At 47.4% G+C, this 25879-nt stretch carries 20 protein-coding genes; 9 read left to right on the top strand and 11 right to left on the bottom strand.

The features are described 5' to 3' along the window. Positions 1-332 precede the first annotated feature (332 nt). A complete protein-coding gene (locus H5T41_00925; GenBank protein MBC7107350.1) occupies positions 333-1370 on the bottom strand; it encodes a hypothetical protein in 1038 nt (345 codons plus the stop codon). Between the two features lie 218 nt (positions 1371-1588). Here H5T41_00925 and H5T41_00930 point away from each other — a divergent pair, with 218 nt between their 5' ends. Next, positions 1589-2509 (top strand): ADP-ribosylglycohydrolase family protein, encoded by a 921-nt coding sequence (locus H5T41_00930; GenBank protein ID MBC7107351.1) that lies wholly within the window; start codon positions 1589-1591, stop codon positions 2507-2509. Positions 2510-2788: 279 nt separating this feature from the next. Further along, a complete protein-coding gene (locus tag H5T41_00935) occupies positions 2789-4018 on the top strand; it encodes a tungsten cofactor oxidoreductase radical SAM maturase (GenBank protein ID MBC7107352.1) in 1230 nt (409 codons plus the stop codon). 10 nt (positions 4019-4028) lie between these two features. On the opposite strand, the gene H5T41_00940 is transcribed toward H5T41_00935, so the two are convergent. Continuing rightward, a complete protein-coding gene (locus H5T41_00940; protein MBC7107353.1) occupies positions 4029-7139 on the bottom strand; it encodes a PAS domain S-box protein in 3111 nt (1036 codons plus the stop codon). 671 nt (positions 7140-7810) lie between these two features. On the opposite strand from H5T41_00940, the gene H5T41_00945 reads away from it, so the two are divergent. Beyond that, positions 7811-9133, top strand: a complete 1323-nt coding sequence (locus H5T41_00945) for a radical SAM protein (GenBank protein MBC7107354.1) — start codon at positions 7811-7813, stop codon at positions 9131-9133. Between the two features lie 232 nt (positions 9134-9365). Here H5T41_00945 and galU read toward each other — a convergent pair whose 3' ends face one another. From galU to H5T41_00960, 3 genes are read right to left on the bottom strand one after another with little or no spacing between them, the layout of a single operon-like run. Further along, complete coding sequence (gene galU / locus H5T41_00950) at positions 9366-10274, bottom strand: UTP--glucose-1-phosphate uridylyltransferase GalU (GenBank protein MBC7107355.1); 909 nt, start codon at positions 10272-10274, stop codon at positions 9366-9368. Positions 10275-10280: 6 nt separating this feature from the next. Next, positions 10281-11543: a UDP-glucose/GDP-mannose dehydrogenase family protein gene (locus tag H5T41_00955; protein ID MBC7107356.1), complete on the bottom strand. Its 1263-nt coding sequence runs from the start codon at positions 11541-11543 to the stop codon at positions 10281-10283. Positions 11544-11591: 48 nt separating this feature from the next. Beyond that, complete coding sequence (locus tag H5T41_00960; protein ID MBC7107357.1) at positions 11592-13244, bottom strand: FAD-binding protein; 1653 nt, start codon at positions 13242-13244, stop codon at positions 11592-11594. Positions 13245-13390: 146 nt separating this feature from the next. Between H5T41_00960 and H5T41_00965 the strand changes: the two genes are divergently transcribed. Next, complete coding sequence (locus tag H5T41_00965; protein ID MBC7107358.1) at positions 13391-14071, top strand: metal-dependent hydrolase; 681 nt, start codon at positions 13391-13393, stop codon at positions 14069-14071. A 22-nt stretch (positions 14072-14093) separates the two neighbouring features. Here the strand turns inward: H5T41_00965 and H5T41_00970 are convergent, their stop codons facing one another. Together H5T41_00970 and H5T41_00975 are read right to left on the bottom strand one after the other, a co-directional pair. Continuing rightward, positions 14094-15689, bottom strand: a complete 1596-nt coding sequence (locus H5T41_00970; GenBank protein ID MBC7107359.1) for a hydrogenase iron-sulfur subunit — start codon at positions 15687-15689, stop codon at positions 14094-14096. Then, on the bottom strand, positions 15686-17434 hold the full coding sequence (locus tag H5T41_00975; protein MBC7107360.1) for a CoB--CoM heterodisulfide reductase iron-sulfur subunit A family protein: 1749 nt from the start codon (positions 17432-17434) through the stop codon (positions 15686-15688). Before H5T41_00975 ends, H5T41_00970 begins: the two co-directional genes overlap by 4 nt. 403 nt (positions 17435-17837) lie before the next feature. Here H5T41_00975 and H5T41_00980 point away from each other — a divergent pair, with 403 nt between their 5' ends. The 3 genes from H5T41_00980 to H5T41_00990 all read left to right on the top strand — a co-directional run bounded on the left by H5T41_00980 (position 17838) and on the right by H5T41_00990 (position 21528). Further along, entirely contained in the window at positions 17838-19409 is a 1572-nt protein-coding gene (locus tag H5T41_00980; protein MBC7107361.1) for an aldehyde dehydrogenase family protein, read from the top strand. A gap of 299 nt (positions 19410-19708) precedes the next feature. Continuing rightward, positions 19709-20338, top strand: a complete 630-nt coding sequence (locus tag H5T41_00985; protein MBC7107362.1) for a hypothetical protein — start codon at positions 19709-19711, stop codon at positions 20336-20338. 80 nt (positions 20339-20418) lie between these two features. Then, positions 20419-21528 carry a hypothetical protein gene (locus tag H5T41_00990; protein ID MBC7107363.1) on the top strand — a complete coding sequence of 370 codons (1110 nt, stop codon included), beginning with the start codon at positions 20419-20421 and terminating at the stop codon, positions 21526-21528. Between the two features lie 147 nt (positions 21529-21675). On the opposite strand, the gene H5T41_00995 is transcribed toward H5T41_00990, so the two are convergent. Then, positions 21676-22053, bottom strand: coding sequence for a DUF134 domain-containing protein (locus H5T41_00995; protein ID MBC7107364.1), 378 nt, complete (start codon positions 22051-22053; stop codon positions 21676-21678). A gap of 376 nt (positions 22054-22429) precedes the next feature. Between H5T41_00995 and H5T41_01000 the strand changes: the two genes are divergently transcribed. Both H5T41_01000 and H5T41_01005 read left to right on the top strand, forming a co-directional pair. Then, positions 22430-22720 carry a hypothetical protein gene (locus H5T41_01000; protein ID MBC7107365.1) on the top strand — a complete coding sequence of 97 codons (291 nt, stop codon included), beginning with the start codon at positions 22430-22432 and terminating at the stop codon, positions 22718-22720. A 2-nt stretch (positions 22721-22722) separates the two neighbouring features. Continuing rightward, on the top strand, positions 22723-22956 hold the full coding sequence (locus H5T41_01005) for a DUF5320 domain-containing protein (protein ID MBC7107366.1): 234 nt from the start codon (positions 22723-22725) through the stop codon (positions 22954-22956). Positions 22957-23307: 351 nt separating this feature from the next. Here the strand turns inward: H5T41_01005 and H5T41_01010 are convergent, their stop codons facing one another. The 3 genes from H5T41_01010 to H5T41_01020 all read right to left on the bottom strand — a co-directional run bounded on the left by H5T41_01010 (position 23308) and on the right by H5T41_01020 (position 25719). Next, complete coding sequence (locus H5T41_01010) at positions 23308-23655, bottom strand: cupin domain-containing protein (protein ID MBC7107367.1); 348 nt, start codon at positions 23653-23655, stop codon at positions 23308-23310. A 307-nt stretch (positions 23656-23962) separates the two neighbouring features. Next, on the bottom strand, positions 23963-24832 hold the full coding sequence (locus tag H5T41_01015; protein MBC7107368.1) for a 4Fe-4S binding protein: 870 nt from the start codon (positions 24830-24832) through the stop codon (positions 23963-23965). A 20-nt stretch (positions 24833-24852) separates the two neighbouring features. Continuing rightward, a complete protein-coding gene (locus H5T41_01020) occupies positions 24853-25719 on the bottom strand; it encodes an ATP-binding protein (protein ID MBC7107369.1) in 867 nt (288 codons plus the stop codon). Positions 25720-25879 lie beyond the last annotated feature (160 nt).

The raw sequence follows: 25879 nt of genomic DNA on the forward strand, positions 1-25879 counted from the left end.
CTTGGCTCAACAATTTTTCTTGTTTCCCAGACCTTCAAGATTGGTTTTTAATGTCTTCGCCTTTTAAGGGTGGAAATTGACTCATCACGACTTTCACCATCGTCCTAAAATTGGGCCATACAATATTGGGCGATAAAATATCATGTATGCTATAAATTTCCAACTTTCTGTCATCTAGTCTCATATTGATTTATGAGTAATCAATTTCGACAAAGAATCCTTTTTGATATTTTTCAAGTTCGAAAAGACATAAAATTGGGACTTCATGAAAAGACAATAACTTCCATGTGGCACCGATTGCTGTTTCGTGTCGATCTATAATGATACGTTAATCAGCAATTGATAATCTTCGGCCCAGTATTTTGCAGGTCTTCTGGCACTTCACCTATTTTCCAGCCAGGACTCGTCGTCTCGCAGTAGTAGTAATATTTTCCGTTGAAGAGATACGATGTGCCAGGCAGCGAAGGATCGCCCCAGATTCCTGCGGCCATGTGGCTCGGATCCCCTTCAAAAAGGAGGAGAACACCGTCGAAGTTGAGAATGGATGTCTGGATCAGCGAGACAAAGAGAATCGCGGTGTCCTCGCAGTCCCCGCCACCGTCAACGAGCGTTTCGACTGGATACCTGGGATACTCGATGACGCCCTCCGTCTCTTGATCTGAAAGATACTCGAGATTTTGCACGAAAGAGAGGACGAACTCCGCCTTCTCATATTGCGTAAACCTCTTTTTCTCCGCGATTTCATTGAGTTTGTATGCGAGATCCTTGATCGAAGAATCATCCGATTTAACATATGAAGCGTAATTCGGTGTCCGGTCGCGCAGGCTGTATTCATAATATTCCTGGCCAGGAATATTGATGGTGATCGTGTAGGAATTGACGCTGTACCTCCATTCAAAGGTCCTCGTGAACACATCATGCCCTAGAAAGAAATCCCAGGTCTGGCTCCACTCCCCTTCTCCGTTGCTGATTGGCATGACGCGCCAGAAATACGTGCGGTTCTCTGGCAGAGGCTCGGTCACGACAAAGAAGGTATCGTTAACAACTGCATCTACAAGCAATGCCTTGAAATCAAAACTCATGCTCAGCTGGAACCGGTATGATTCAATATTTTTCAGCGCAGTCCACTCGAATCTCGGCGTCGAGTTCGTGATAACGGAGGACTCGGTGGGGTAAATGGGGCTGATCGTTTTATTCTCGAGAAAATCGAAAAGAATTGGCAGCCCCTTCGGAACTGCGATGACAGCAAGGAATAGGATGATAACAATGAGGACGGCTGCAAGGGCCCCCCGTCTCCTCTTTTTAGGAGGACGCGGCGCATATTGACCGTTATTCGTATTCATTTCCTGATCGGGCGGCAGGCTATCCATGATTCTGGCCTTTTTAATCGATTTACGACGGGATATGATATTCATTGTGTAAAAAGATTGATTCTCAAATTCTCAGAATTCGAAATCAGGCAAATTGATAATGCCGGAAAGAGAATTCTTTTTAAGGGTGTGAGCAACGTCGCAACAGTTCAAGGTAAGAAATATGGAAAAAAGGAAAAGGTAAATCTCATAACAACATTTTTTTTAACAGATCTTGAATGGAGTCGTTAAAATCAAAGTTCATTGGTTGCCTTGTCGGGAGCGCGATCGGTGACGCGCTAGGGCGTGGATTCGAGGGTCATTGGTTATCTGATACATTTGATCAGGAATTTACGGGCAGGTGGACGGACGACACGCACATGATGATCGGCGTCACGGAATCGCTCATCGAGATGAAGGGGTTCAATGGCGAGCACATGGCTCGCGTTTTCATGCGAAATTACGAAATGGAACCCTGGCGCGGCTACGCGAGTGGACCACCCAGCGTATTCAGGATGATCAAGTCGGGAGTGCCGTGGGACGAGGCTGCGAAGAGGCTGTTTAGCGGTGCCGGCTCATACGGTAACGGCGCGGCGATGAGGGTCGCGCCAGTCGGCTTACTCTTTTATCATGATATGGAGAAATTGCGTGAAGTCGCCGAGGCCCAGGGAAAAATTACGCATGCACACGAGCTTGGCTTGGAAGGTGCAGCTTTGCAGGCATACGCCGTGGCCCTCGCCCTCCAAGCCGATCGCTCTTTTGATCTCGACCCTCACCTCTTTTTGACAAACCTCCGAAACTTCGTACGTCATGAGATCTACCAGTTCAAGCTCAGGAAGGTTGAAGAACTGCTGAACTGTGAAGACAGGAGGAGAGTTGTCAGGGAACTCGGTCACGGCATCGAGGCGTTTAATTCGGTGCCAACGGCTATATACTCATTCCTCCGTCATTCGCAGAGCTTTCAGGACGCAGTGCTTTATGCGATCAATTTGGGCGGGGATGCTGACACGATCGGGGCGATGACAGGCGCGATCAGCGGCGCATATCATGGCGCGGAAGCAATCCCAGAACGATGGAAGAATAGACTCGAGAGGAAAGACTATATCGAGAAGCTTGCAGAGAAGTTGTGGGAAACGCTAAAGTTATTTGATTCCCCGTAACTTGATATTTGAATGATTCCCGTTTCGAACACATGACATTCTGATGTAAGGGGACGGATGTGGAGCAAGAATCAGAAAAGGATCAGAAAGCAAAAGATGTCGTCGATGAATAATACTCTCCGAGCAATCAATTCTCTTCCGCAAATTAAATAAGCTCTTCTGATGCCCCGGTATTCATGTGAAACATGCTCCCGCGACCAGTAGGGAATATCCTTTTAAATAGTCTGTTTCATCGATTAATACCGAAGTTAAGCCTGACAAACAGACGAGGTTGTGAAAATGGTACTTGCTCCAAGATATGGCTCTCCGCCCGACATAAGGGAAACGCTCCTGATTGAAGAAACAAAGAAGATAGAGGATGATTGTGTAGAATCACTCTCATCAGATAGAATCCCCGTCTGTCAATGGGATCAGTGGATAGTTGAGCACACATCCGACGGCTACGCCCTTCATCGGATCGCGAAGGACGTAAGAAAGGTTTATCTCGAAGTCACGACGCGCTGCAACCTCCGCTGCGCAAACTGCGTCCGCAACACCTGGGATGAGGAACTTGCCGACATGTCGGCGCAGACCTTCAATCGCGTGATGGATAGTCTCCGTGCTCTGCCGGAGTTGCGTGAGGTCTACTTCGGAGGCTTCGGTGAACCTCTGTTGCACCCTGAGATCGAGGAAATGGTGAAGGAAGTCAAGTCGCTTGGCATTCGTGTCTCGATGAGCACGAACGGAACACTCCTCACTGAGGAGAAAGCGAAAGCGCTTGTCGATGCAAAAATTGACCGACTCTTCGTTTCGATGGATAGCGCGCAGGCTCAGCTGTTCAGCGAGCTGAGGGGCGGTGCCGATTTTGATCTCGTGGTCGAAAATGTCAAGCGGATCAGGGACATCCGCGAGAGGAAGGGCTCCAGGATGCCGACGATCGGTCTCGAGTTCGTTGTGACTGACAAGAATGTCAATGACATCAGGAACCTCCCTTCCCTCGCGAGGGAAATCGGCGCATCAATCATTCTCCTCACACATCTGCTGCCGCACAATGAACAGGCGACAAGGCAGATCGCCTATGGCGACGACAATATTGAAATTCCGAGGCCAGAGGGTTGGGCTGTCATGGCAGGCGATTATGTGATGTGGGGAACACTTTCGACTCCTAGGAACAAGTGGGGAGCATATAGACACTGCCGCTTTGTCAATGATAAAGGCATCGTCATCGCATGGGACGGTGGCATCAGCCCGTGTTATGCGCTGATGCACTCATATCCGTATTTCGTTTTCGGAAAAAGAAAACGAGTCAAGCGATATCTTCTCGGAAACGTGAATGAAAAATCTCTTTCAGATATTTGGACGAGCAAAGAGTACATATTGTTTCGATCGAAGGTTCAGAATTTTAGATTTCCATCCTGCGTTGATTGTGGCGCGAACTGCGACCTTCGACAAAATAATGAGGACCGCTGGGCGAACTCACCATCGTGCGCTGATTGCCTTTGGGCACAGGATATCGTGCGGTGCCCGTGAAGATTTTCGATTATTCCTTACCGAACCGGTATCCGCCCTTCGGCACGGTGATCTCGAACCTCGCGCCTCTGCCCGCTTCGCCTCTCTCCTCAATTGTCATGCCAGTCATCGATAAAATCTCCTTTGCGAGGTAGAGTCCCCTGCCGTGGCGACCTTCGAAGATCGATTTCTTTAGACTTTCTTCCAGACCTTTGCCATCATCCTCGCAGATGATGACGAGGTCATCATTCCTTCTTTCCTGATGAATCCTGATGGTGCTGAGTTTTTCACCGCCGTGCTTCAACGCGTTGTCGAATATGTTGCTGAAGACCTTCTCGAGCAGGCGATCCGCGTAAACCTCGAGATCGTCGTCAATCTGCACCTCGATGTCCGCCTTTGTACGATCGATCGTCGCCATCGCTTTCTCGATTGCCTCCTTTAGATTGATCCATTCGGGCGGATATGTTCCCATTCTTTCATAGTCCTTGCTGAATTCGAGATGCTTCTCGATGTTCATCGCCGCCTTTAATGCCATTGAGACGAACCGTTTTGACTTCTCGTCATTGACGAGATCAGCGAGTAGTTGCAGACTGCCGGAGATGACCGCCAGCTGGTTCATAATGTCATGCCTTGTCACGCTCCCGAGCAAATACAGTTTTTTGTTCGCAAGCGTGAGGGCGTCCTGTGTCTTTCTCAGTTCGGTGACATCCTCAGCGGTGCAAGCGGCGAACTCGACGTTCCCATCCTTGTCGAACTTCGGGATCTTGGTGACGAGCATTAATCGCTTTTCACCCTTCGCGTTCGTCACCCACTCAAAATCCCTGTACTTCTTCTTCTCCTCGAAGACGATTCTATTTCCCTTCACGCCGACCTCAGCCTCGGGCTTCGGGAGAAATTCCCAGATTTTCTTGCCTTCAATTTCCTCTTTTTTCTTGCCAAGGAACTCAGCGCGTGCCTTGTTCGCTCTACCGTAAGTCTCAGGATCTATCGCGTACCAGACCATCGTATCGATACTGTCGAGCAGAAGTTCGAATTCCTCTCTCTGTCTGATCAATTCCTCCTTCAGTTTCTTCTCCTCAGTGATATCTATAAGCGATGCAACGCTGCGCTTCGTTCCTGGGATCACGTCGATTGTTATCCTCACAAATCTGATCCCGCCGTCCTTGCACTTCAATTCGAGTTCATACGTTCGCGGTGCCTTCGAGGCATCGCTTCTCCTCGCGTAATGGTACTCTGTGATCCTTTGAACTTCCTTTTCCGAGACGAAGTCGATCGACTTCATCTTCCCTTCTATTTCCTCGCGCGTGTAGCCAGTTAGCTTTGTAAATTCATCGTTGACGAGCGAGATCGTCATGTCCTCCTCGATCATGACCATTGCTGTCCCTGTCGTTTCGAAGAGCGAACGATATTTTCTCTCTGATTCTTCGAGGAGTTCGCGCATCTTCACCCGCTCTGTAACATCCCTCACAATCACGTAAGTGGCGAGGCCGCCTTCGTTTTCCGCTAGTGTGGCGTTGAGCTCGGCGATGAGAATGCTACCGTCCTTCTTCTTGAGTCGTATCTCATAAATGGTTGGGGCCTCTTTACCAGCGAGCCTCCTTCTATAATAATCAAGAACCCTCTCCCTATCCTCATCGGCGATAAACTCTGCAAAGTGTTTTCCAATGACCTCGTTTTCCTCGTAATTCCCCATTTTCATGAGACGCCTGTTTGCATACCTCACTATTCCGTTCTGCAGGATCGCGAACCCGTCGTTCGCCCTTTCGAAAAAGTGACGGTAGCGACGTTCGCTCCGCGTGAGGAGCTCCTCAGCATTCCTCTTCATCCTCTCCATCTTAAGGTTATAGAGCGCGTATCCGATGTCCTCCGTGAGGTCACTGATGAAGTCGACCTCCTCATCGACGACCGCATTCGCGTGCAGGTGTAGTAGGACCGTGCCGTAGACCTCGCCGCCCCACTCGATTCTTTTCGCGATATCGATCCATTGATCGTGATGCACAAGGGGACAGCCCGAGCACCGGTTGTCCCCTTGTTGGAAGATGATAACGCTTCTTGTCGACATCGCCTCCCGGATGCATGTGAGGTTCTCAACCGACGACATCCTTCTGAGGATCTCCTCATGTGTCTCGTTCCTAACCGCATAATAGAGATCCATCGAACCATCGCTCCCCTTCGCAGCGATCACGATTCCCTCGAACATGCGCGTCCTCAGGATGTCATTGCAGAGGCTTCTGAGGAGATTCCCCTGATCTTTCTCTCTTGCGATCAGCTGGTTGACCCTCCTGAGCGCAAAGAGCATCGAGTTGAGCCTCTCGAGGCGCATGAACAGATGCGCTTCGTCTGTCATGTCCCTGATGACGCCGATCACTTTAGCTGGTGAACCATCTCTGCCGAGAATCGTCAAAGTTCGATGGCGAACAATCTTTTCCGTCCCGTCAGGTAGAATAACCCTGTATTCGATTTCGCACTCGCTACCCTTCTTTATCGCCTCGACCAGCGTCTGCCTGACGCGCTCACGATCATCTGGATGCACAGCTGTAAAGAGATGTTCATATTCGCCAGTGAATGGCATCTTGTCAAGGCCAAGAATGCGTAACAATTCGACTGAGACGCTCAGCTCATTCTCAGCGATATCGTAAATGAAGTTGCCGATCCTTCCGACCGTCTGGGCCTCAGCGAGCGCTCTTTCGCTGACTTCGAGCATCTCGAGCGCCCTGCGTTTTTCTACAACCGTCTTGATCATATTAAGTAGCTCAGCAAACTGGGCACGTGGATCACCGCCCTTCCGCACGTAGCCGTCTGCACCGAAATTGAGTGCATCAATGACTACCTCCTCCCTCCCTTTTCCCGTGAAAATGATGAAAGGTGTCATCAACCCTGATGAGCGAATTTCCTTCAAAAGCTCGATGCCGTTCATCTCTGGCATCTCGTAGTCTGAAACAATTGCATCGTACTTCTCCCCCCCCCCCCCTTTGTTAATAATCTGAAGTGCCTGAATCGGCGAGGTGACGCAATTGACAGCGAAATCACCGTCTTTTTCGAGATAGAGTTTCATGATGTCCAAGAGTTCTGGTTCATCGTCGATGCAAAGAACTCTGATTTTTTCACGCTCCCTGCCCTTCATCGCGACTTTCCGTGTCATCAAAGCAACCACCTCTCACATTAGCATCCTGGTGATGATGAAACAAGACGAATGACTATCATCATCTTTTAATTGTCGGTAGCTTTAATTGTCGGTAGCCGCAGTTGGTCTTGTTTTTTATTCTCGAAATTGTACAGTCTTTCAGGCAATTAAAGAATTCGCATGTTATTATCAAAATCGTAAATGCCATTTTAATTATCAATTTAGTCGATCCTATCAGTCGATCTTATGGGTATTTTCCTGTTTACGGAAGAATAACTAATCATGGTGCAATTTTCTATCAAAATTCATTTTTCCTTCACTGAATGCCAAGCAAAAGGAATGAAGAAATGGATCTGCAATTGATATCAATAAACAATTCCTTGCTCCCTCTCCATTTTATCGGTAATCCCTCATGACACCAGTCCGCCACGAAACGAAATTAGAAGTCATTGAATGTCTTGAAAGATACCTGGTCTTGTATTTGTAAAATTCAGCGTAAATCGCCGTTTTCAAGATTTGATCAAGGCAGGGCGCGCGAACCAGCTTGATTTTCAAAGAAATTGATTTCGTATTCTCATGTAGAAAATCGTTCTTATTCGTATTCAAAATCTTCTCTTCTGTCACTCATCTATAACACTCATATTAAAATAGCACTCAGATGATTTCTTTGAGAAATGCGGTGACGGCAAATGGTCGACCTCACTTTTCGGATGATCGATCGCATGGCCGAAAGGGTCGCATCAAGCGTTTCTTTTTCATTTCCTGGGCAGCCCGAGGAAGTTCTTCCCGATCACATCGATCACGCTGGCTTGAACATCCGTGTGCCCTTCTGCGCCTTCCGCTGCACTTACTGCGCGCTTCCGGGAGAACGATTCAGCGCAAAGAGCGCGGATCATTTCGTCTCTGCCTTAAACAAAGAAATCGAGCTTTACGCGGCGAGATACGAGAGGGCGAAGATCGAAAGAATATATCTCAGTGGCGGCACGCCGTCACTCCTCTACGAGTCAATTGGCGGAATTGTGGACGAAGTCAAGAAACACTTCGAGTTTAAAGGCCCAGTTTCAATGGAAGCGTCCCCTGTCGATCTCGATGATCATGTTCTCGACGGACTGCGCAGCGGCGGGGTTAATCAATTAAGCATTGGCATTCAGACTTTCAATGAAGAAATCCTCTCTCGCTATCTCAATCGAAAGGTGACCCAGGCGGATCTCATCGAAACTCTCAAGAGAGTAAGGGAATCGAAATTCGATTACATCAACATCGACCTCATGTTTTCCTTACCTTTTCAAACAAAAGAATCGCTTCTCCATGATTTAGAGATCGCAGTATCGACTGGTGTCGATGGAATATCAACCTATCCGTTGATGCTCTTGCCTTATACGCCGCTTGCATCCAAAATATTATTGAATCAGAATCGGGCGCAGAAAGCTCACATTTCATCCCTTCATGGTTTCTCACAAAATCCTGCCACGGAAATGGATCAGTATCTTCTGATTCTCAGTTTCCTTCGTCAGCATGGCTATCAAATAAGAACGATTTGGAGCTTTTCCAAAGCGCCAGAAAAATATGAGGGACCGTATGAACACAGCAACTTTATCGGCATGGGTCCGAGGGCTTGGGGAATGCTTGGCAACAGATTCACGCTCAATATGCCTTCCGTACTTCCGTACGCAGACGCGATCGCAGGAGGAAAATTTCCGATTTTCGCATTTTCCGCTGTCAGGGATTATCCCCTCGCACGATTCGCGCGCAAGCTCTATCATGGAAAAATCACGGTCGATGAGATTGAAATGATCAATGAACAGGATCAAGGGATCAAGAGATATCTTCTGATGATGAAGTTGTTAGGACTTATTAAAAGGAAAAGAGACTATTACGAACTCACGGACAAGGCGCTCGCATACGGAAGCTGCGCAACGAAGAAAATCGCCTCGGCAACACTTATCAAGATCAACGAGGTCTTCGCCTCCTTTGACCAACCTAAGACTATGACGTTCTCACCTACGGCCTGAATGATTTTAAATCTATTTTTTAAGTCAAGAACTTTTCAGAAAGTCGATTAAATCCCGAATTCCTTAACAACTCTCGATTAAGACGCCCGTTGTATCTAGGCTCGTTCAATCCTCTGGCGGTTTTTGTTGTACACTTTCCAACTTAATTTGTAATCCTTCCTATTTTGTGAAAAGGAAAGAAATCACACATATAATCATCATATTTCACTTCTTATCCGCGAGAGGCGATGTCTCATCGCTTTTTCCTCCTCGGAATCCCCTCTTTCGTGCCCCTGATTATCCTTTTTCTCCTCAGCAAATCGAGGAGAAATTTTGTGGTTTCGTCGGAGAATTCTGGATGGTTAAGAACAAGTTCGAAGTTCGTCTTCATCCAGCCGAGCTTATCGCCGATGTCGTATCGCCTACCCTCAAATTCGTATGCGTAGATCTTTTCTTCTCTGAGAAGAAGTCTCAAGGCATCGGTCAGCTGGATCTCGCCGTTTCTTCCTGCGGGAGTTTGTTCAATGCAACGAAAAATACCAGGCGTCAGGATATATGTGCCAGTGATGCCATAATCCGATGGCGCTTGATCAGGTTTTGGCTTCTCGACCAAATCTTCTATTAAGTGAAGTCTTTCTTTCACCTTTTTCGCTTTAATGATTCCGTAATCCTGGATCTTCTCCTTTGGCACTCTTTCGACGGCGATAACGGACGTGCCAAGTAATTCGTGAATCTCCATCAGTTGCTTGACGACCGGAACCGACGCGATGTTAATCGTGTCGCCGAGCATGACAGCAAATGGCTCATTGCCAACATGTCTCCTTGCGCAATAAACGGCGTCGCCAAGACCCTTTGGTGCCTTCTGTCTAATGTAATGAATCTCCGCGAGATTCGATACTCTTTTGATCTCTTGCAATTCTTCTTCCTTGCCGTTTCTCTCGAGTACTGATTCAAGTTCTGGCGATCGATCAAAATGATCTTCGATCGCCCTCTTTCCCGCGCCAGTCACGATGATAATATCGCTGATGCCCGCTGCGATCGCCTCCTCGACAACATACTGGATTGTCGGTTTGTCAACGACTGGCAGCATTTCCTTTGGCTGCGCTTTCGTTAATGGCAAAAATCTGATGCCTAAACCCGCGGCAGGAATCACCGCTTTCATCTCTCATCACCAGCAGATCCCGTCATAATTTTCCGTCCTCACAACCCCTCTGCCATCGATCACGAGTTTGTCACCGTATAAATTTGGATCTGCGTACTCCTCCCACTCAGTCACGATGAGGACCGCGTCACTCCCCTCAACGCATTCTTTGATAGTCCTACAATAAATGAGCGACGGGAACTCCCTACGAAAGTTCTCGATCGCCTTCGGGTCATGGCACTTGATATTCGCGCCCTTCTCAATCAATGCTTTGACGATTTTGATCGAACTCGCTTCCCTGATGTCGTCGGTACCAGGTTTGAAAGCAAGTCCGAGAACCGCTATCGTTTTTCCCCTGATGTCCATATGGTGTTCGAGCAACTCGATCATCTTGAGCGGTTGCTTTTCGTTGACCTCGATGACAGCGTCAAGAATGATAGGCTCGATTTGGTGAGACCTTGCAAATGAAGCGAGTGCCGTGGTGTCTTTTGGAAAGCAAGAACCACCGAAGCCGCAGCCCGCCCTGAGGAACTCTGATCCTATGCGCCTATCGTATCCCATGCCCCTCACAACTTCTCTGACATCAATCTTCAACGCCTTACAGATATTGCCGATCTCGTTGATGAATGAAATCTTTGTCGCCAGGAACGCGTTTGAGGCGAGCTTGATCATCTCCGCTGTTCTCAATGATGTTTCCACAATAGGACACTTGAATCCCGAGTAAAGAGATTTTAAGATAGAGAGAGAACGATCATCAGTCACACCGATGACGATTCTATCTGGATGCATGAAATCTTCAATCGCGTTGCCCTCCTTGAGGAATTCAGGGTTTACGGCAACCCCAAAATCCTTTCCAGCCTTTTTCCCAGAAGATCGTTCGAGTGCTGGGATAACAATATTTTCTGTCGTCGTAGGCAAAACGGTGCTTCTCACAACGACTACATGATATTCATCTTTCTCAGCAAGCATCTGACCAATGCTCAGTGTAGCGCTTTCAAGATGAGTCGTATCAAGAAACCCGTTTTCCATTCGCGGCGTTCCGACGCAAACAAGAGTGAGATCCGTATTCTTTATAAAATGGAAATCCGTTGTGGCGAAGAACAAACGATCTTCCAGGTGTTTCCGCAGAAGCGTATCGAGCCCCTTTTCATAAATCAAACTCTTTCCTTCTTTGAGCGCCTTAATTTTCTCCTCAACGACATCGATGCAAACGACCTCATGACCCAATTCTGCGAAGCAAACCCCCGTGACAAGACCGACATAACCAGCGCCAACGATCGAAATTCTCAAGCGAGACACCAACCTTTTACATCAAGAGAAAAATCGTATTTCTTGTTCCTATGCTGCTTTCCCCCCTTTCGGCACGAATGAATAGGCCGGCTTCTTGTCGACCATGGTGACCTCGATGTACCCCAGCCAGCGCTCATCCTCGACGGGAAAGTCCTTTCTGAAATGGGATCCTCTACTCTCCTGGCGAAGGAGTGCGGTATGAGTAGCCATTTCGGCCAAAAGCGCCATCGATCGAATTTCATCCAGGAGAATTCGTGATTTTTTGTCAGTCTTTGCGTTCTTCAACTCGGCGAACATTTTCTCAGCTATCGTAGCACTCTCGGCCAGCAAATCTCTCGAACGCACGATGCCGAGACATTTCGAGCAGGTGCTCGCGATCATCTCTCTCATCTCCATCAATCTCTCACGAGGGATCTCTTCAGTTTGTCTGGACTGTTCATCGATTATCGAAACAAGCGTTTCGAATCGATCCTTTTCGATCGTCACACCTCTTTGTTTTGCGGCGTTAGCGCCTGCAATTCTACCGAAAATCAGTGCGTCTGCGAGCGCATTTCCCCCCTTCCTGTTTGCACCATGGATTCCGCCGACGACTTCTCCTGCGGCGTAAAGACCTTGAATACCTGTCAAACAATTTTCATCGATGATGACGCCACCCATTGAATGATGCGCCGTGCAGGTAATCCTAATCATGCACTCTTTGGTTGATGGGAATTGATAGGTGCGCAGCTGAAACATTGAATTCATGGTTTTCATGTCTGCGTCCTCCCACCGTTTCACAGATGATAGATCGAGGAAACACTTTCTTCCCTTTTCCTCCTCAAAGGCAATTGCCTGGCAGACTTTATCGCGGTAGACAATCACCGCTTTTGTCAAATCCGTTTCCTCTGGCACTCTCTTTTTCAAAATATCCTCGTTTCTGTCGTTGATGATCCTGGCGCCAGGAGGATATGGTGGAAAAAGAATAAACGGCGGCAACCCTTTATGTATCATCGCGATTGGGAAGAACTGGATAAATTCAAGATCTCGAAGCGATGCTCCCGCTTCAAGGGCCATGACCATCCCGTCACCAGTTGTCGTGTTGGGATTATCATTGTTATCGAACATCGCGCAGAATCCGCCAGATGCAAGAACGGTTGAATTGGCCGCGATTGAAAACGATGAATAATTGCGATCCAAACCCACAATTCCCAGGCATTTCTTCCCGTCCATTACAAGGTTTTCTACGGCACAGTGCTCGAAGAACGTGACTCCCATTTCTCTTAGTGACTCCTTCATCACTGTGGTAAGTTCAATCATCGGGAAAATGAGTTTCTCGCGCGTCAGGTGCATCCCCGATGGTTTTGATTCAAATTTCATCCCGAGACTCTGGAGGAAACAGGGGACTTCCTTGCCACCGCTAACAAGCCTTCTTACGAGTTTTTCATCGTTGATCCAGCGTCCGATTTCCATCGTCGCCCTGAAAAGATCGTCTTCTTTCATTTGGTCAGTCGGATGTGAAAAAATTCCAGCTGACATTGATGTCGCTGATGCCTTTCCGACGCATCCTTTCGTGATCATGCAGACATTCGCGTTAGCCTTCGCAGCCTCGAAAGCGGCGCATAGGCCTGCCAATCCGCCGCCAACAATGCAGACGTCGAATCGTTCCATCGATCTTTCCTCCGTGTAATGATACTGACACTTCTCCGTTATCTCTTTTTTCATTTCGTCTCAGAACGGATTAAGAATTAGGGAAAGCAATCAATTCATTCTGACTATCAAAAATTAAGGGTGCAAAGACAATCAAGCCAGTAAAAAGGGTACGGAGGATTGAAATAGACGGTTTTCGCTGATTAATATGGAGGGTTTGCATGGTCGATATCGTATATTTGGGACATTCGGCTTTTCTCGTTGAATCCTCAAAGGGAAAGATACTTGTCGATCCATTCATCACAGGCAATCCTCTGGTATCCGTGCCCAAAGACCTCAAACCTGATCTCATTCTCGTCACGCATGCACACGGGGATCATCTCGGCGACGCGATTGAGATTTCGAAGAAGACAAGAGCGCCAGTGCATTCGACGTTCGAGATTGCGAATTACGTGAGTTCCAAAGGCGCAAAGTCGATCGACGGCCACGTCGGCGGCACACTGGTGATGCCTTTCTGTAGTGTGAAGATCTTTCCCGCATTCCACGGCTCATCGGTCGACGGCATCAGCTCCGTTGGAATCGCTTGCTCATTCGTCATCTCAACAGATGGCAAAGCGATCTATCACGCGGGGGATACGGCGCTTTTCGGAGATATGAAACTCATCGGCGAGGAATTTGAAATTGATATGGCGCTGCTGCCGATCGGAGGACATTACACGATGGGCATCGATGACGCGGTCAGGGCAACGGCGATGTTGAACTCGAAATTCGTCATCCCAATGCATTACAACACCTTCGATCCGATCAGAGCCGACCCTGAAGAATTCCGTAAGAAAGTCGAATCGAAAACGCGAACGAAGTGCATCATCCTTCGCCCCGGCGAAAGTTATCGTCTAGTCTGACGCCCCTTTTATATATCGTATTCTAAAGACCGAGGCGCTTTGCCAAATACGACACGTAGTCCTCCATTGGGATGTCGATAAGGGATCGATCGACATCGACTTCCTTCGAAACGGCGCAATCGAGATGAATCCTGCATTTGGGGCACATTGTGAGAAGGCGATGAGCCCCCGTTCTCTTGGCTTCCGCAATCCTGTCGAGTTGCATTTGCTTTGCTGGTCTCCCACAGGTAATCCAGGCGGAAACACCGCAGCATTGTGCTTTCTCCCTTGTATTCGCCATTTCCCTCACCTCAACGCCCACTTCCCTAAGAATGTCCCGTGGCTCGTCGTACACTCCCAGATGTCTACCAAGGCGACAGGGGTCGTGATATGTGACTGAGTCTTCTTCCTCAGTCGCTGGTTTCAGTTCAAGCTTTCCTTCGTCGATGAGGTCTGCGAGAAACTCCGTCAGGTGCATCATTTCGAAGTCCTGATCTCCTAATATATCCTGGTAATCGATATTGAATGTCCTATAACATTCTGGGCATGAGAAAATGACTTTTTTCGCGCCAGCGTTCTTGATCATTTCGATGTTTTTCTCCATCAACTTCTCGAAATTCTCGTTATCGCCTGCCCAGTTGAGGTCGTGTCCACAGCACACTTCGTCGTTACTGACAACTGGTATGATACCTGCATAGTTGAGAATTTTGATTGCCGAGATCGCCGTCCCCGTTAAATTGAGATTTCGATCGTAGAACACGGCATCAAGATGCGGTGCGCACCCGACGAAATATAGAATGTCGCCCTTCTCGGCGATTTTGACATCGCCGGGTATCCATTCCAGCCTGTCCTGTTTTTCTGTGTGCGCCATCACGCGCATCATGCTCTGCAATAAGCCGCCCTGGGAGCACTCTGGCTCGTTGCCAAGCCTGATCGCCTCAGAACGCATTCCTTGGATGAAACCGGAATAATCGACCTTGTAGGGACACATCGAGTTACACATTTCACACGTGATGCATGACCAGATGTCTCTGTCCTTGCTCAAGCTGTCTGAAACGCCTTCAAGTGCCCTCAGAACGATAACGCGGGGAGCGAAATTTGGATCGAAGCGCGCGACAGGACATACTGATGTACACTTTCCGCATTCGACACAGTCATGCGCGCCCGTATCCGCGATCAAATCATCAATCGCTTTCTTATCGAATTCCATCACTTCTTTTCTTTTGGCCTTGGGAATCGGGTTGGGGCCCATGATTTTCAAGTCATTGTACATGCCGTTGATCAAATTGAGGAACTTGTACTTCTCAGAGGCAGAGAGCCATTCGCATCTTAACCTCTCTTCTCCCAGACCAGTATACCTGAGGAGCTTTCTCACGGCCTCAATGCGCTTCTGCGCATGCTTGTTTCCATCAGTGTAGTGGCAATCGTCGATTCTACATCCGACAACCGCAACACCATCAGCACCGCACTCGAAAGCTTTCATCATAAAAGCTGGCTCGACACGTCCAGTACACATGACTCTGATGATCTTGACGCTTGACGGATAACTCAGATGATGCACGCCTGTGAGAGTTGCGGCAGGATAACCACACCAGCTGCAGGCGAAGACGAGTATTGTTGGCTCAAAATTTTCGCTCATTCTCCCACCTCCTGGACGAGCGCGCAAATAATCGATTCGATCTGCTCCCGCTCGTAATGACTCACGGTCATCGCTTTATTGCAGCAGGCGGCGGCGCATGCCCCGCACCCCTCGCAAAGATATTCATCGACAACTGCGACACGCCTCCCATCCTTGGGAACAAGAGAAATCGCCTTGAACACACACGCTTCAGCGCATCGCCCGCATCCGCGGCACCGGTCCTCGTTGACCTTCGCCGTGATCCTCTCAATATTGATTTTTCCCGAGTCGAGCAATGCGACAATTTCTTGCGCAACGGATTTTGCATCATCGATCGAATATCTGATCCCTTTTGGACCCTGTGCACAGCCAGCGATGTAAACTCCGCGGCGTATCTGCGGCGGCAGCATCGGATTGACATCCTTCATAAAGTTGTCGATATCCGTCTGTATGTGAAGCATCTTGGCGATTCTGTCAGCTCCTTCGCTTGGCTCCTGCCCTACTGCGAGAACAACGAGATCGCTCTCGATGTTCAGTATGACGCCGGCATCAGTGTCCTCCGCTCTAATAACAAGTTTTCCATTTTCAGGAATGATCTCGGCAACCTTGCCACGAATGAATTTGATGCCGATTTCCCTCGCGTCCGTATAGAATTCCTCGAATCCTCTGTAGGGTCCTCTGAGATCGATATAATGAATGTACACTTCTGTCTCTGGATGTAGCTTCTTAACCTCTTTCGCAATTCCAATTGTGTATGTACAGCAAACGAGGGAGCAATGCAGATTGCCTTTCGATTTGTCTCTCGAACCGACACACAAGACAAAGTTGATGACCTTCGGGATCTTTCCGTCGGAAGGTCTTCTTACCCCTGTGATGTCAGCGTGTCGCATGATGTCAATGAATTCCATCGAGGTCATGATGTCCTTGCTCTTCCCATAGGAATATGATGGTATCTTATGAGGATCGAAGGTTTTCGATCCTGTTGCGACGACGATTGCTCCAACATCAAACTCCCTTTCATTGCCATTTTGAACGACCTTCACGTGCCTGTTTCCGAATCCTCCAGTAATCTCTTTCACCTCGGTGTTCAGCATGACCTCGATAAAGGGATTCCTCTCGACATCCTCGATCTTCGGCGTGAAGACGCACTCCTTGCAATACTGCATACAGCAGATCCCGCAGTTATGCGTGGGGAACGTCGTGGCCAGTTTGTAAGCCCTTCCGCCAAGTTCTTTTTCTCTCTCGATGAGATAGACTTTGTGACCTGCCTTCGCAATTTCCAGTGCCGCGGCCATGCCAGCGACACCGCCACCGATGACAAGGACAGAATCTTTAATCGGAATCGTGATATCTTCTAATGGTTTGAGTCGCCTCACACGCTCGAGGCCGCCAAGCATCAGAGACTTCGCCTTTTTCGTTGCCTCTGCCTTATCGGGGTGAACCCACGCGCATTGTTCCCTGAGATTGACCATTTCGAAAAGGTATTTGTTCATTCCCACCGAAGCAAGCGCATTTCTGATGATTTCTCCTTGAATATTCGGAATTGCACCGCCGATGAGAATTCTGTCAAATTTTTTGTCCATGTACTTGCCAATGAGGAAATCGATCCCTTCCTTCGAAGAGAGTTCATCGAAGATATCGACATCGATAACATCGTCAAATTGCCGCAAGAAGTCTGCGACATCATCGAGGTCGATGCGATCGCTGATTTCTCCCTTTTCCCTACACAAGTAGACACCGATTTTACCCTCCTTTTTCTCCTCCATGGCCACACACCCAGATTCTTGAAGAGATCATAATTTTCGAATGTTTGAGAATTGTTAAGACCCGTAGCGAAGGAATCTTATTTTATCGTTTTCATCGAACTCATCGACTTATCGAAATTTTCCGTCAATAATTCGCCTTTCGTCAATGGGAAACGCTATGAGCACGCAATTTTTTGTCATCAGATATTTCACCGAAATCTCAAAGAAATCTTAGGTAGGGAGCCGGTGTGTTCATCGATACACGATGAAGATCTTTAGGAAGATACTTTCCTATCGCCGGCATCGGTTTTTGAAATTGCAAAGACTATATTGTGCGCTGTCCCACAGTTCTTCATGGTTCCACTGCTTCGACATGCTTATTATTGAATGGCTCTAATGTCTGATCATGGAGTATTGATTAGATATGGTTTTTGCAAATGAGAAGACATTCGAAAATGCAATCAAGATGAAGAAAATCGAGGAGTTCCATTGGGCGTACGAAAGTGCACTTAACTCGATAACGCTGGGTGCCTCATATCCCAATATCGTCGGGGCCGTTGAGAAAAAAGTGCCAGCAGAGTTCGAGGACAGAAGTCCCATCGATCGTTCGATCCTTCTCGGTCGCTTTCCCCGCTCTACAGTCGATGATGTCAACAAGGCTGTCAACGCTGCAAAAGAGGCGTTTGAGGGATGGTCACTAATCGACTGGTCTCAACGCGTTTCGATCTTCAGGAGGATCGCACATCTGATGAGAAATGAGAAGTTCTCGCTTGCCGCCGCGGTCACGCTCGACAATGGAAAGAACAGGTATGAGGCAATGGCTGACGTTGACGAAGCGATTGATTTTATTGAATTCTACTGCGATCAAATGATTTATTATGATGGTTTCGCCGTTGAGACGCCACCGGCCTATCACGGCGAAAAATCGATGAGCATCATGCGTCCGTATGGCGTATGGGCGATCATCTGTCCCTTCAATTTCCCTGTGGTTATCACAACTGGAATGGCAACAGCCGCGATGATTGCTGGTAATACTGTTATCATTAAGCCATCATCACTTGCGCCACTCCCAGTTTACATGATCTGTGAAATCATGCGACGTGCTGGATTGCCTCCTGGTGCCCTCAATTTTGTTGCCGGTTCAGGTGCGGAAATCGGGGACGCGCTGATTCATCATCCCGAGATAAGCGGAATTGCTTTCACAGGGTCAAAAGAAATCGGATACAGCATCATCAAGTCTTCAATCAATCGTTGGCCAAGACCCGTTATTGCTGAGATGGGTGGTAAAAATGCGATCATCGTCTCTTCAAAGGCAAATCTTGATGACGCTGTTGATGGTGTCGTGGCCTCGGCTTTTGGGTACGGCGGACAAAAGTGCAGCGCCTGTTCGCGTGTCATCGTGTTCGAGGATGTTGCCGATGTATTCATTAAGAAATTGATTGGGAAGACACAAACGCTCAAGATTGGAGATCCAAGAGAGCGCGATGTCTTTCTGGGGCCTGTGATTAGCGAGAAAGCGGTCAATGACTTCGTCAAATTCGCAAATATTGCGAAAACCGATGGGAAAATTCTCACTGGCGGGTCGAGAATTATTGGCGGCATTTTTGACAGAGGCTACTATGTCGAGCCAACGATTGTGGCAGATCTTCCCAGCGATCATTTCCTCATCAGGAATGAACTCTTCCTCCCGTTTCTGTGCGTGGAGCGCGCCGTGACTCTTGAAGAAGCGGTGAAAAGAGCAAATGAGGTTGAGTATGGTCTTACAGGAGGGATATTTACAACTGATGAAAAGGAAATTGAGTATTACTTCGATCACATTGAAGCGGGCGTAGTTTATGCAAACAGACGGCGAGGCGGGTCGACAGGCGCAATGGTTGGCACCCAACCTTTTGGCGGCTGGAAGGCGAGTGGATCGACGGGGAAAGGCGCTGGTGGTCCCTATTATCTCATGCAATTCATGAGGGAGCAAAGCAGGACACGTTGTGGAAAAGCATGAGATCTCATCCTTTCTCAGAAATCACTTTTTGACAGTTTTCCATGATCTGTATAGGATTATATCTACCTCTATGATCTCTGTTCTGATGTATATTGCCGAGTTACTGTGTTGATATCTTATGGTCAAACAAACTCTTTGATCTTTTTTTTCAATTAATACTTAACAAGAATCCGTCTTCTTTGACTAGATCCGACCAAAGAGAACCAGCGGGAGATCATCACCCTGAGTATAGAATTTGGCTTTTTCCTTTCATTTTTAACTTCAATCTTTAATATTTGAAAGATCAATCATCATTCTTGATGAAAAACGCCTGTATCATTGAGATATCATACATCGATCCGGAAGCATATGTCAGTCTCGCCAATCATGATTTAAGAAAGCAAATTCTCAAAACTCTTTACAGAAGGGCGCTGAATTCTCCTATTTCAAAGCAAGAGCTTGCCGATTTGATCGGCATCAACTACCATCAACTCGTATATCAGTTGAACAATCACCTGAGAGAATTTTGGACGGTCGGCTCAGAGAAAAAGGTAAGGGGAACGAGGATGGAGTTGATCGAGCCCTCGCATCGAAATTCGATCTTCATCACCCTTGGGAAAGAAAATACCATTTACCTCGTCGATCCGCTGGCGGGACTTTTCGGATCGCTAGCAAAGGTCGGGACGCGATGCGACTCCTGCACGGAGGAAGAGGCAAAAAAGTGCCTTGAATATATCAAGAAATGTTCTTGTGCATCGGTGATCAGCAGGATCGAGAAGGAGATCTTGAGTAGGAATCAGAGAAAGCAACCATTCAGACCTGTCGATCACGCGATCGTCTGCGCACTCCGAGGTATTTCAAAGGGGGAAAAATGTGTGATCACAATTCCGTGTGAAAATTGCGCGTATATCAACAGGTTCGTGAAAATCGAAGGATTGACTGGTTGCTGAAAGAATCGTGATCTCGAATATTTGACTCGTCGACAATTTATTTAGTTGTTGAAGGATTTGCCGTGTATGTGGGTAATAATATGGCAGGTGATAAACCACGCAATCCAGTTCGAATTGCAATCATTGGCGGTTTCCTCGGCGCTGGTAAGTCCAGCATGGCAATGGCCGTCGGAAAATACTTGAAGGAGAATCGAAACGCTCTGATTGCGATCATCACAAACGATCAGGGCAACGTGCTCGTCGACACAGAATTTATGCGTAGCGGCGGATTCGATGTGGAGGAAATCCGCGGTGGGTGCTTTTGTGTGAATTTTGAGGAATTTGTTAGGAATGCACACCATCTCGCGTTCGCCAAGAGACCAGATCTCATCATTGCTGAATCAATTGGAACTGCGACGAACCTGCTCGCGGCCGTTATCTCGCCGTTGAAGGAACTTTATCCGCAGGATTTCGATATCGCTCCGCTGTTTGTCGTCGTTGACTGTCAAACAGCCTGCGAATCACTTGGCCACGACGAGAATTCCCCCGCCGTTGCAACTCTCATTCCAGTACAGCAGATCAAAGAAGCAGAGATCATTGTTCTGTCGAAATGCGACCTCGTCGAGGGAAGGCAATTGGACGCAGTTATTGAGCACATCAAGATACTCAATTCAGAGGCGATGATTATCCCTTACTCTTTCATCACGAAAATGAATGTCGAGAAAATTGCGGAACTGATGATGTCGAAGAAAACGAGCACGAAGAAACCGCTCGAAGTCGATCAGAAAATTTTTGCGAGGGAAAAAGCCATGCTCGGCTGGTGTAACTACAGCGCTGGGGTTATAGCGGACGAGCGCGTAGACGCGCGCACTTTTCTCGTGGAAATAATGAAAGGAATCGCGGAGCACTTCGATAGTCACTCGCTTGCGCATGTGAAGGCGATTCTTTCATCAACTAAAAGCACGATGAAACTGAGCCTTGTCGGGGACAGACTGAGAATTGATGATTTGAGGGGCGAGCGATATTTCGTCGGCGAAGGGAAGCTTGTTATCAATGCCAGAGTTTGCTCAACACCGGAGGAATTGAAGAAATCTATCACTAGCTCTGTAAAGAATTCTTCGAGAGCGATGCATGTCACAATTTTCAATGAGCAGGAGGTCGCTTTTGTCCCGAAACCGGAAATGCCCTCGCACTTACTCAAAATTCAATGATTCCTCATGCAATTGTTCACTGGTCAGTTGATCGGTTGCGTTGAAAAGGAAATTGTTTCGCCAAAAATTAAAAATGAATTTGAAGATTTGAATGAGTGGCCGCAAGATCATTGAAAATATCAATGCCAAAAGGTACCAGAGCTAAAATCACTGACTACCGTCCAATTCTCTTTCATCCTTCTCATCTTCCTTTGGCTCGGATTTAAGATCTGTTGGATGCCCAGGTCTGATGAGAAAATTTCCCTCCTCGAGTTGAATAACCGCGCCTTCGATGAGTGCTTTAGCAAGTTTGAAGCGGGCCGAATGAAGGTCGAGCCACAGCGATTTCCGTGAAATTCCCATTAAAGAGGCCGCCGTCTCTTGATCGAGGCCTTGATAATCAACGAGCCTGACCGCTTCGACTTCTTCGAAACTCATTTTGATGACGCCAACATGCGGTCTATCTATTGGTCCGAACACCCTGACGATGGGAATTTCTGAAATCCATCGCGGTCCACGCCTTCTGCCCCTTCGTGGCTGGAACATAAGTCAATTGGGATGATGTCCAGTAATGTATATTATGATTGCTTCGTGATGAGATGCCTTGATCGAGAGAGGGATGTGTTGATTGAAGCGATTTATTTATAGCGGTCAATTCTCTCGTACTGTTGGATTTCAACTCATATAATTTTCTGGGATTCCTTCTGAGATTGCTCGAACTGAATCCTCCAGAGGATTTTATGATAGTACGATAGAAGCACATTTACTTCGGATATTTTGCGCAATAGCGGGAAAATTTTAAATAATAATGCGCATAATTGCATTAATGTAAGCGTTTCCGAGCGGTGACAACCCCAGTCAACCCCCAAATGGTCGGGAATGTCGTCGCTCGTGAATATGATACAAATAGGAGGTGATAAGGATGCCACGAGGATTTGGAAGAGGTTACAGGTGGATGTACTGGCTCACTGGATTACCTGGTTGGGCGAGAGGTGCTTATGGCCTTCCCTATGCAGCCGACGTGCTTTACCCATACGCGCCACCGATGTGGGCTCCAAGGCCATACAGTGGACCCTATAGACTCACGCCAGAAGAAGAGCTCAGAATGCTGGAAGAGGAACTCAGCTATCTCGAATCGCAGAAAGACGATCTCGAACAGGAGATTGAGGAATTGAAAAAGGAAATTGAAAGGAGAAAGAAAGGAGGTGATTAAAGATGCCTGGCGGTGATGGAACAGGTCCCCTGGGACTTGGACCAATGACCGGCCGAAGGGCGGGATATTGCGCTGGATTTCCCGTACCCGGGTATGCAAATCCCTATGTGCCTCCTGCCTGGTTCTACCGCGGGGCAGTCCCGCTAGGGTACTGGCGATTCGGACGCATGTTCCGCGGTGGATTCGGTCGGCGATGGGCATGTCGATGGATGCCGTATTACCCACCGTTGTGGTGAACCGAGCCTATGAGGCGCCATTTCCCGGCGCTTCTTTTCTTTTTTATTATTGCAATAACTGAGTGTCTTTTGAGAAATAGCCGAAGAGAATGATCCAGTTCTCAAAAACAATTTGGACGAGCGCATCAGCAAACTACCATTGTTCATAAATTTTATCTGATGGGGACTCCCATACCAATCTTTTTTGATTATGAATAGTCTCGGTTTTTTTATGATTTTGAGTTTGTAAAGCTCTGTAGGAAATCGCAATCTCGTGGGAAAAAGATTGAACTCGTGGCTCGTTTATGCTCATCTTCTACTGACTTTTGAACTTGATTTACGCAACTATGATTTCAACGCACCCGATGATTTTCAATCTAAATAGGGAATCACGCAGAGGAATTCGAGAGTGGTTTGACCAGCATTCCTGAATTGGTGGAGTGCGTTCGGTGGAATAAATATGACTCCACCTTCTCCGACTACCTCCGTTTTTCCATCGCAAAAAACCGCACACTTTCCTTTGAGCACAAAAACTTCATGTTCATACGGATGCTGGTGTAAGGGCGAATTTCCGGAAACTGCGACTTCAAAATGCCTCATCGCAAATTTCTTAGCACCGTCCTCTTTTGTGATGAGCCATCGGATCTTCGCACCCTTCGCGCCCTCTTCCTTTACCTCCTCTTGTTTCACACCTCTGTGATCGATGCACTTGAATGCCATGAAAATCGGATATGCTGTATGATATTTCAAATTATTTTTTTATAATTCGTTTGGGTGATTTCATCACGTTATCAGGGCTGTTGACCACGACTGCAGCATATTGTGAAGGATCAAAAAATTGATAAAAAACGCTACTTAGATTTTCTTGGATTTCACGAATAGAATCTTGTCATGAGGATATAATTGAGATTGAATCGTTGAGTGATCGAGGAACTAGAATTTTTCTGTGCTCTTTTATTCGTTTAAGTCTTTGAACTCCGCTAAAGAAGTTCTTCAACGCGCATTAGACAGAAACAAAATTCTATTCTCAGTCTTCAATTTTAAGTCTGTTTTGAATCTTTGACCACATATTCTTGATTTCCTTTGCTATAGGGCAATCGGTGAATTCAATCAACGTCATACCCGCAACCATCGCTTTCGTTGCACAATTATCGTAGGGTATTTCTCCGACAACTTCGAGGCCCTTACTCTCACAGAATTCTCTAATCTTATTTGTATTATCAGGATTGATCGATGACTTATTAATGCAGACGACTGTCTCGACTCCGAAATGATTTGTCAGGTTAAGGACGCGCTCGAGGTCATGAGCACCTGAGACTGTAGGTTCTGTAACAGCGAGCACAAGATTCGATCCGGAAATCGCAGCGATTGCAGGACAGCCAATGCCAGGCGGCCCATCAATGATAATCAAATCTCTTCCTTTTTCTAGCGCCACTTCCCTAGCCTTCTTTCTAACGAGTGTAACGAGTTTGCCGGAAGCTTCCTCTGCGATTCTGAGCTCGCCATGAACGAACGGTCCGAATCTCGTTTCCGAGACGATGATCGAACCTGATATTCTGTCGAGCAGCCTGATCGCTTTTTCGCGACAAACGAGCTGGCAGACACCGCAACCCTCGCACACATCGTCGATGATATTGAAGTGTTCATCGATCGCATCGAATCTGCAGTGTTTCCGACACTCACCGCATTGTGTGCATTTTGCTTCATCTTTCATCGCAACCTTCATACCGTAGAAGGGAAAGCGTTGCCTGACTCTTGGATCGAGTATAATGTGAAGATCTGGAGCATCGACGTCGCAATCAGCCATAACGGTATTTTTCGCGAGCGATGCGAAGGCTGCAGTGATCGTCGTCTTGCCGGTCCCCCCTTTTCCGCTGATGATCGTAATCTCTTTCATAGCACATCCTTTTCCATATTCTACGATCTGTCCGCCCTTCTTGAATCTGAAATCATTTTCTCGATTGATTTGTATAGGTTGAGAAACATCTGTCTATATCCTAGAAATTTATTTGTGAAGGGGATGCCATTTGAATACAATTCTGCGATCTCCCGACTCTCTTTGATTTTCATAAGAATGGGAATCCTTTCAATTGCGCAGTATCTATCGATTCGATCATCGCCGATCCCCTCCCTATTCACAACGACGCCGCATGGAATCCTCAGCCTTCTTGTAACACCGACCGCGAGCTTGAGGTCGTGCAAGCCAAATGGCGTTGGTTCGCTTACAAGAATGCAAAAATCCGCGCCTCGCATCGTTTCAATAGCTGGACAGGCAACACCTGGTGGAGAATCAAAAATCATCGGCTTGTTTGATTCTTTTAGAGCGATTGATTTGATTCTCTTAATCACAGGAGTTGCCATCGGCTCTCCAACATCGATCTTACCGACGAATAAATCGATATGATCAGTTATACCATGATGAATCTCGCCAATCTTTCTGACACCCTCGGAAATTGCGCCGGTTGGGCAAATGAGTTCGCACCCTCCACAACCGTGGCAAAGGTTCTCATAAAAGAGAAGGTTTTTCGATTTAATCACTGCGATTGCATTAAACTGGCAGAAGTCAGCGCACTGGCCGCAATAAGTGCACTTTGAGAGATCGAACTTTGGGATTCTTGCGACGACATTCTCGATCTTTTCCAAATTTGTTGGAAGAAACAACGCGCAATTCGGCTCTTCCACATCGCAGTCAACGAGAGTACATTCTGGTAAGCTCAGAGCGAGGTTGACAGCGACCGTGGTTTTGCCAGTTCCGCCTTTTCCGCTTGCGACGACAACTCTCATTTTTCAAAACTTCCCTCTTGTTATGCGATCATTTGTTCTGCATGAACAATAGCGTTTTATTTCGAACCACACTCCTTGCCAAATTGGTTTCTGTGTCACAATATCACTGAACCTTCAAACGCACCATGGACTCAGACTCTGTTGCTTGTCGTTCATGTTT

Source organism: Methanomassiliicoccales archaeon (genome assembly GCA_014361295.1).
In the GTDB taxonomy this organism is placed as follows: domain Archaea; phylum Thermoplasmatota; class Thermoplasmata; order Methanomassiliicoccales; family JACIVX01; genus JACIVX01.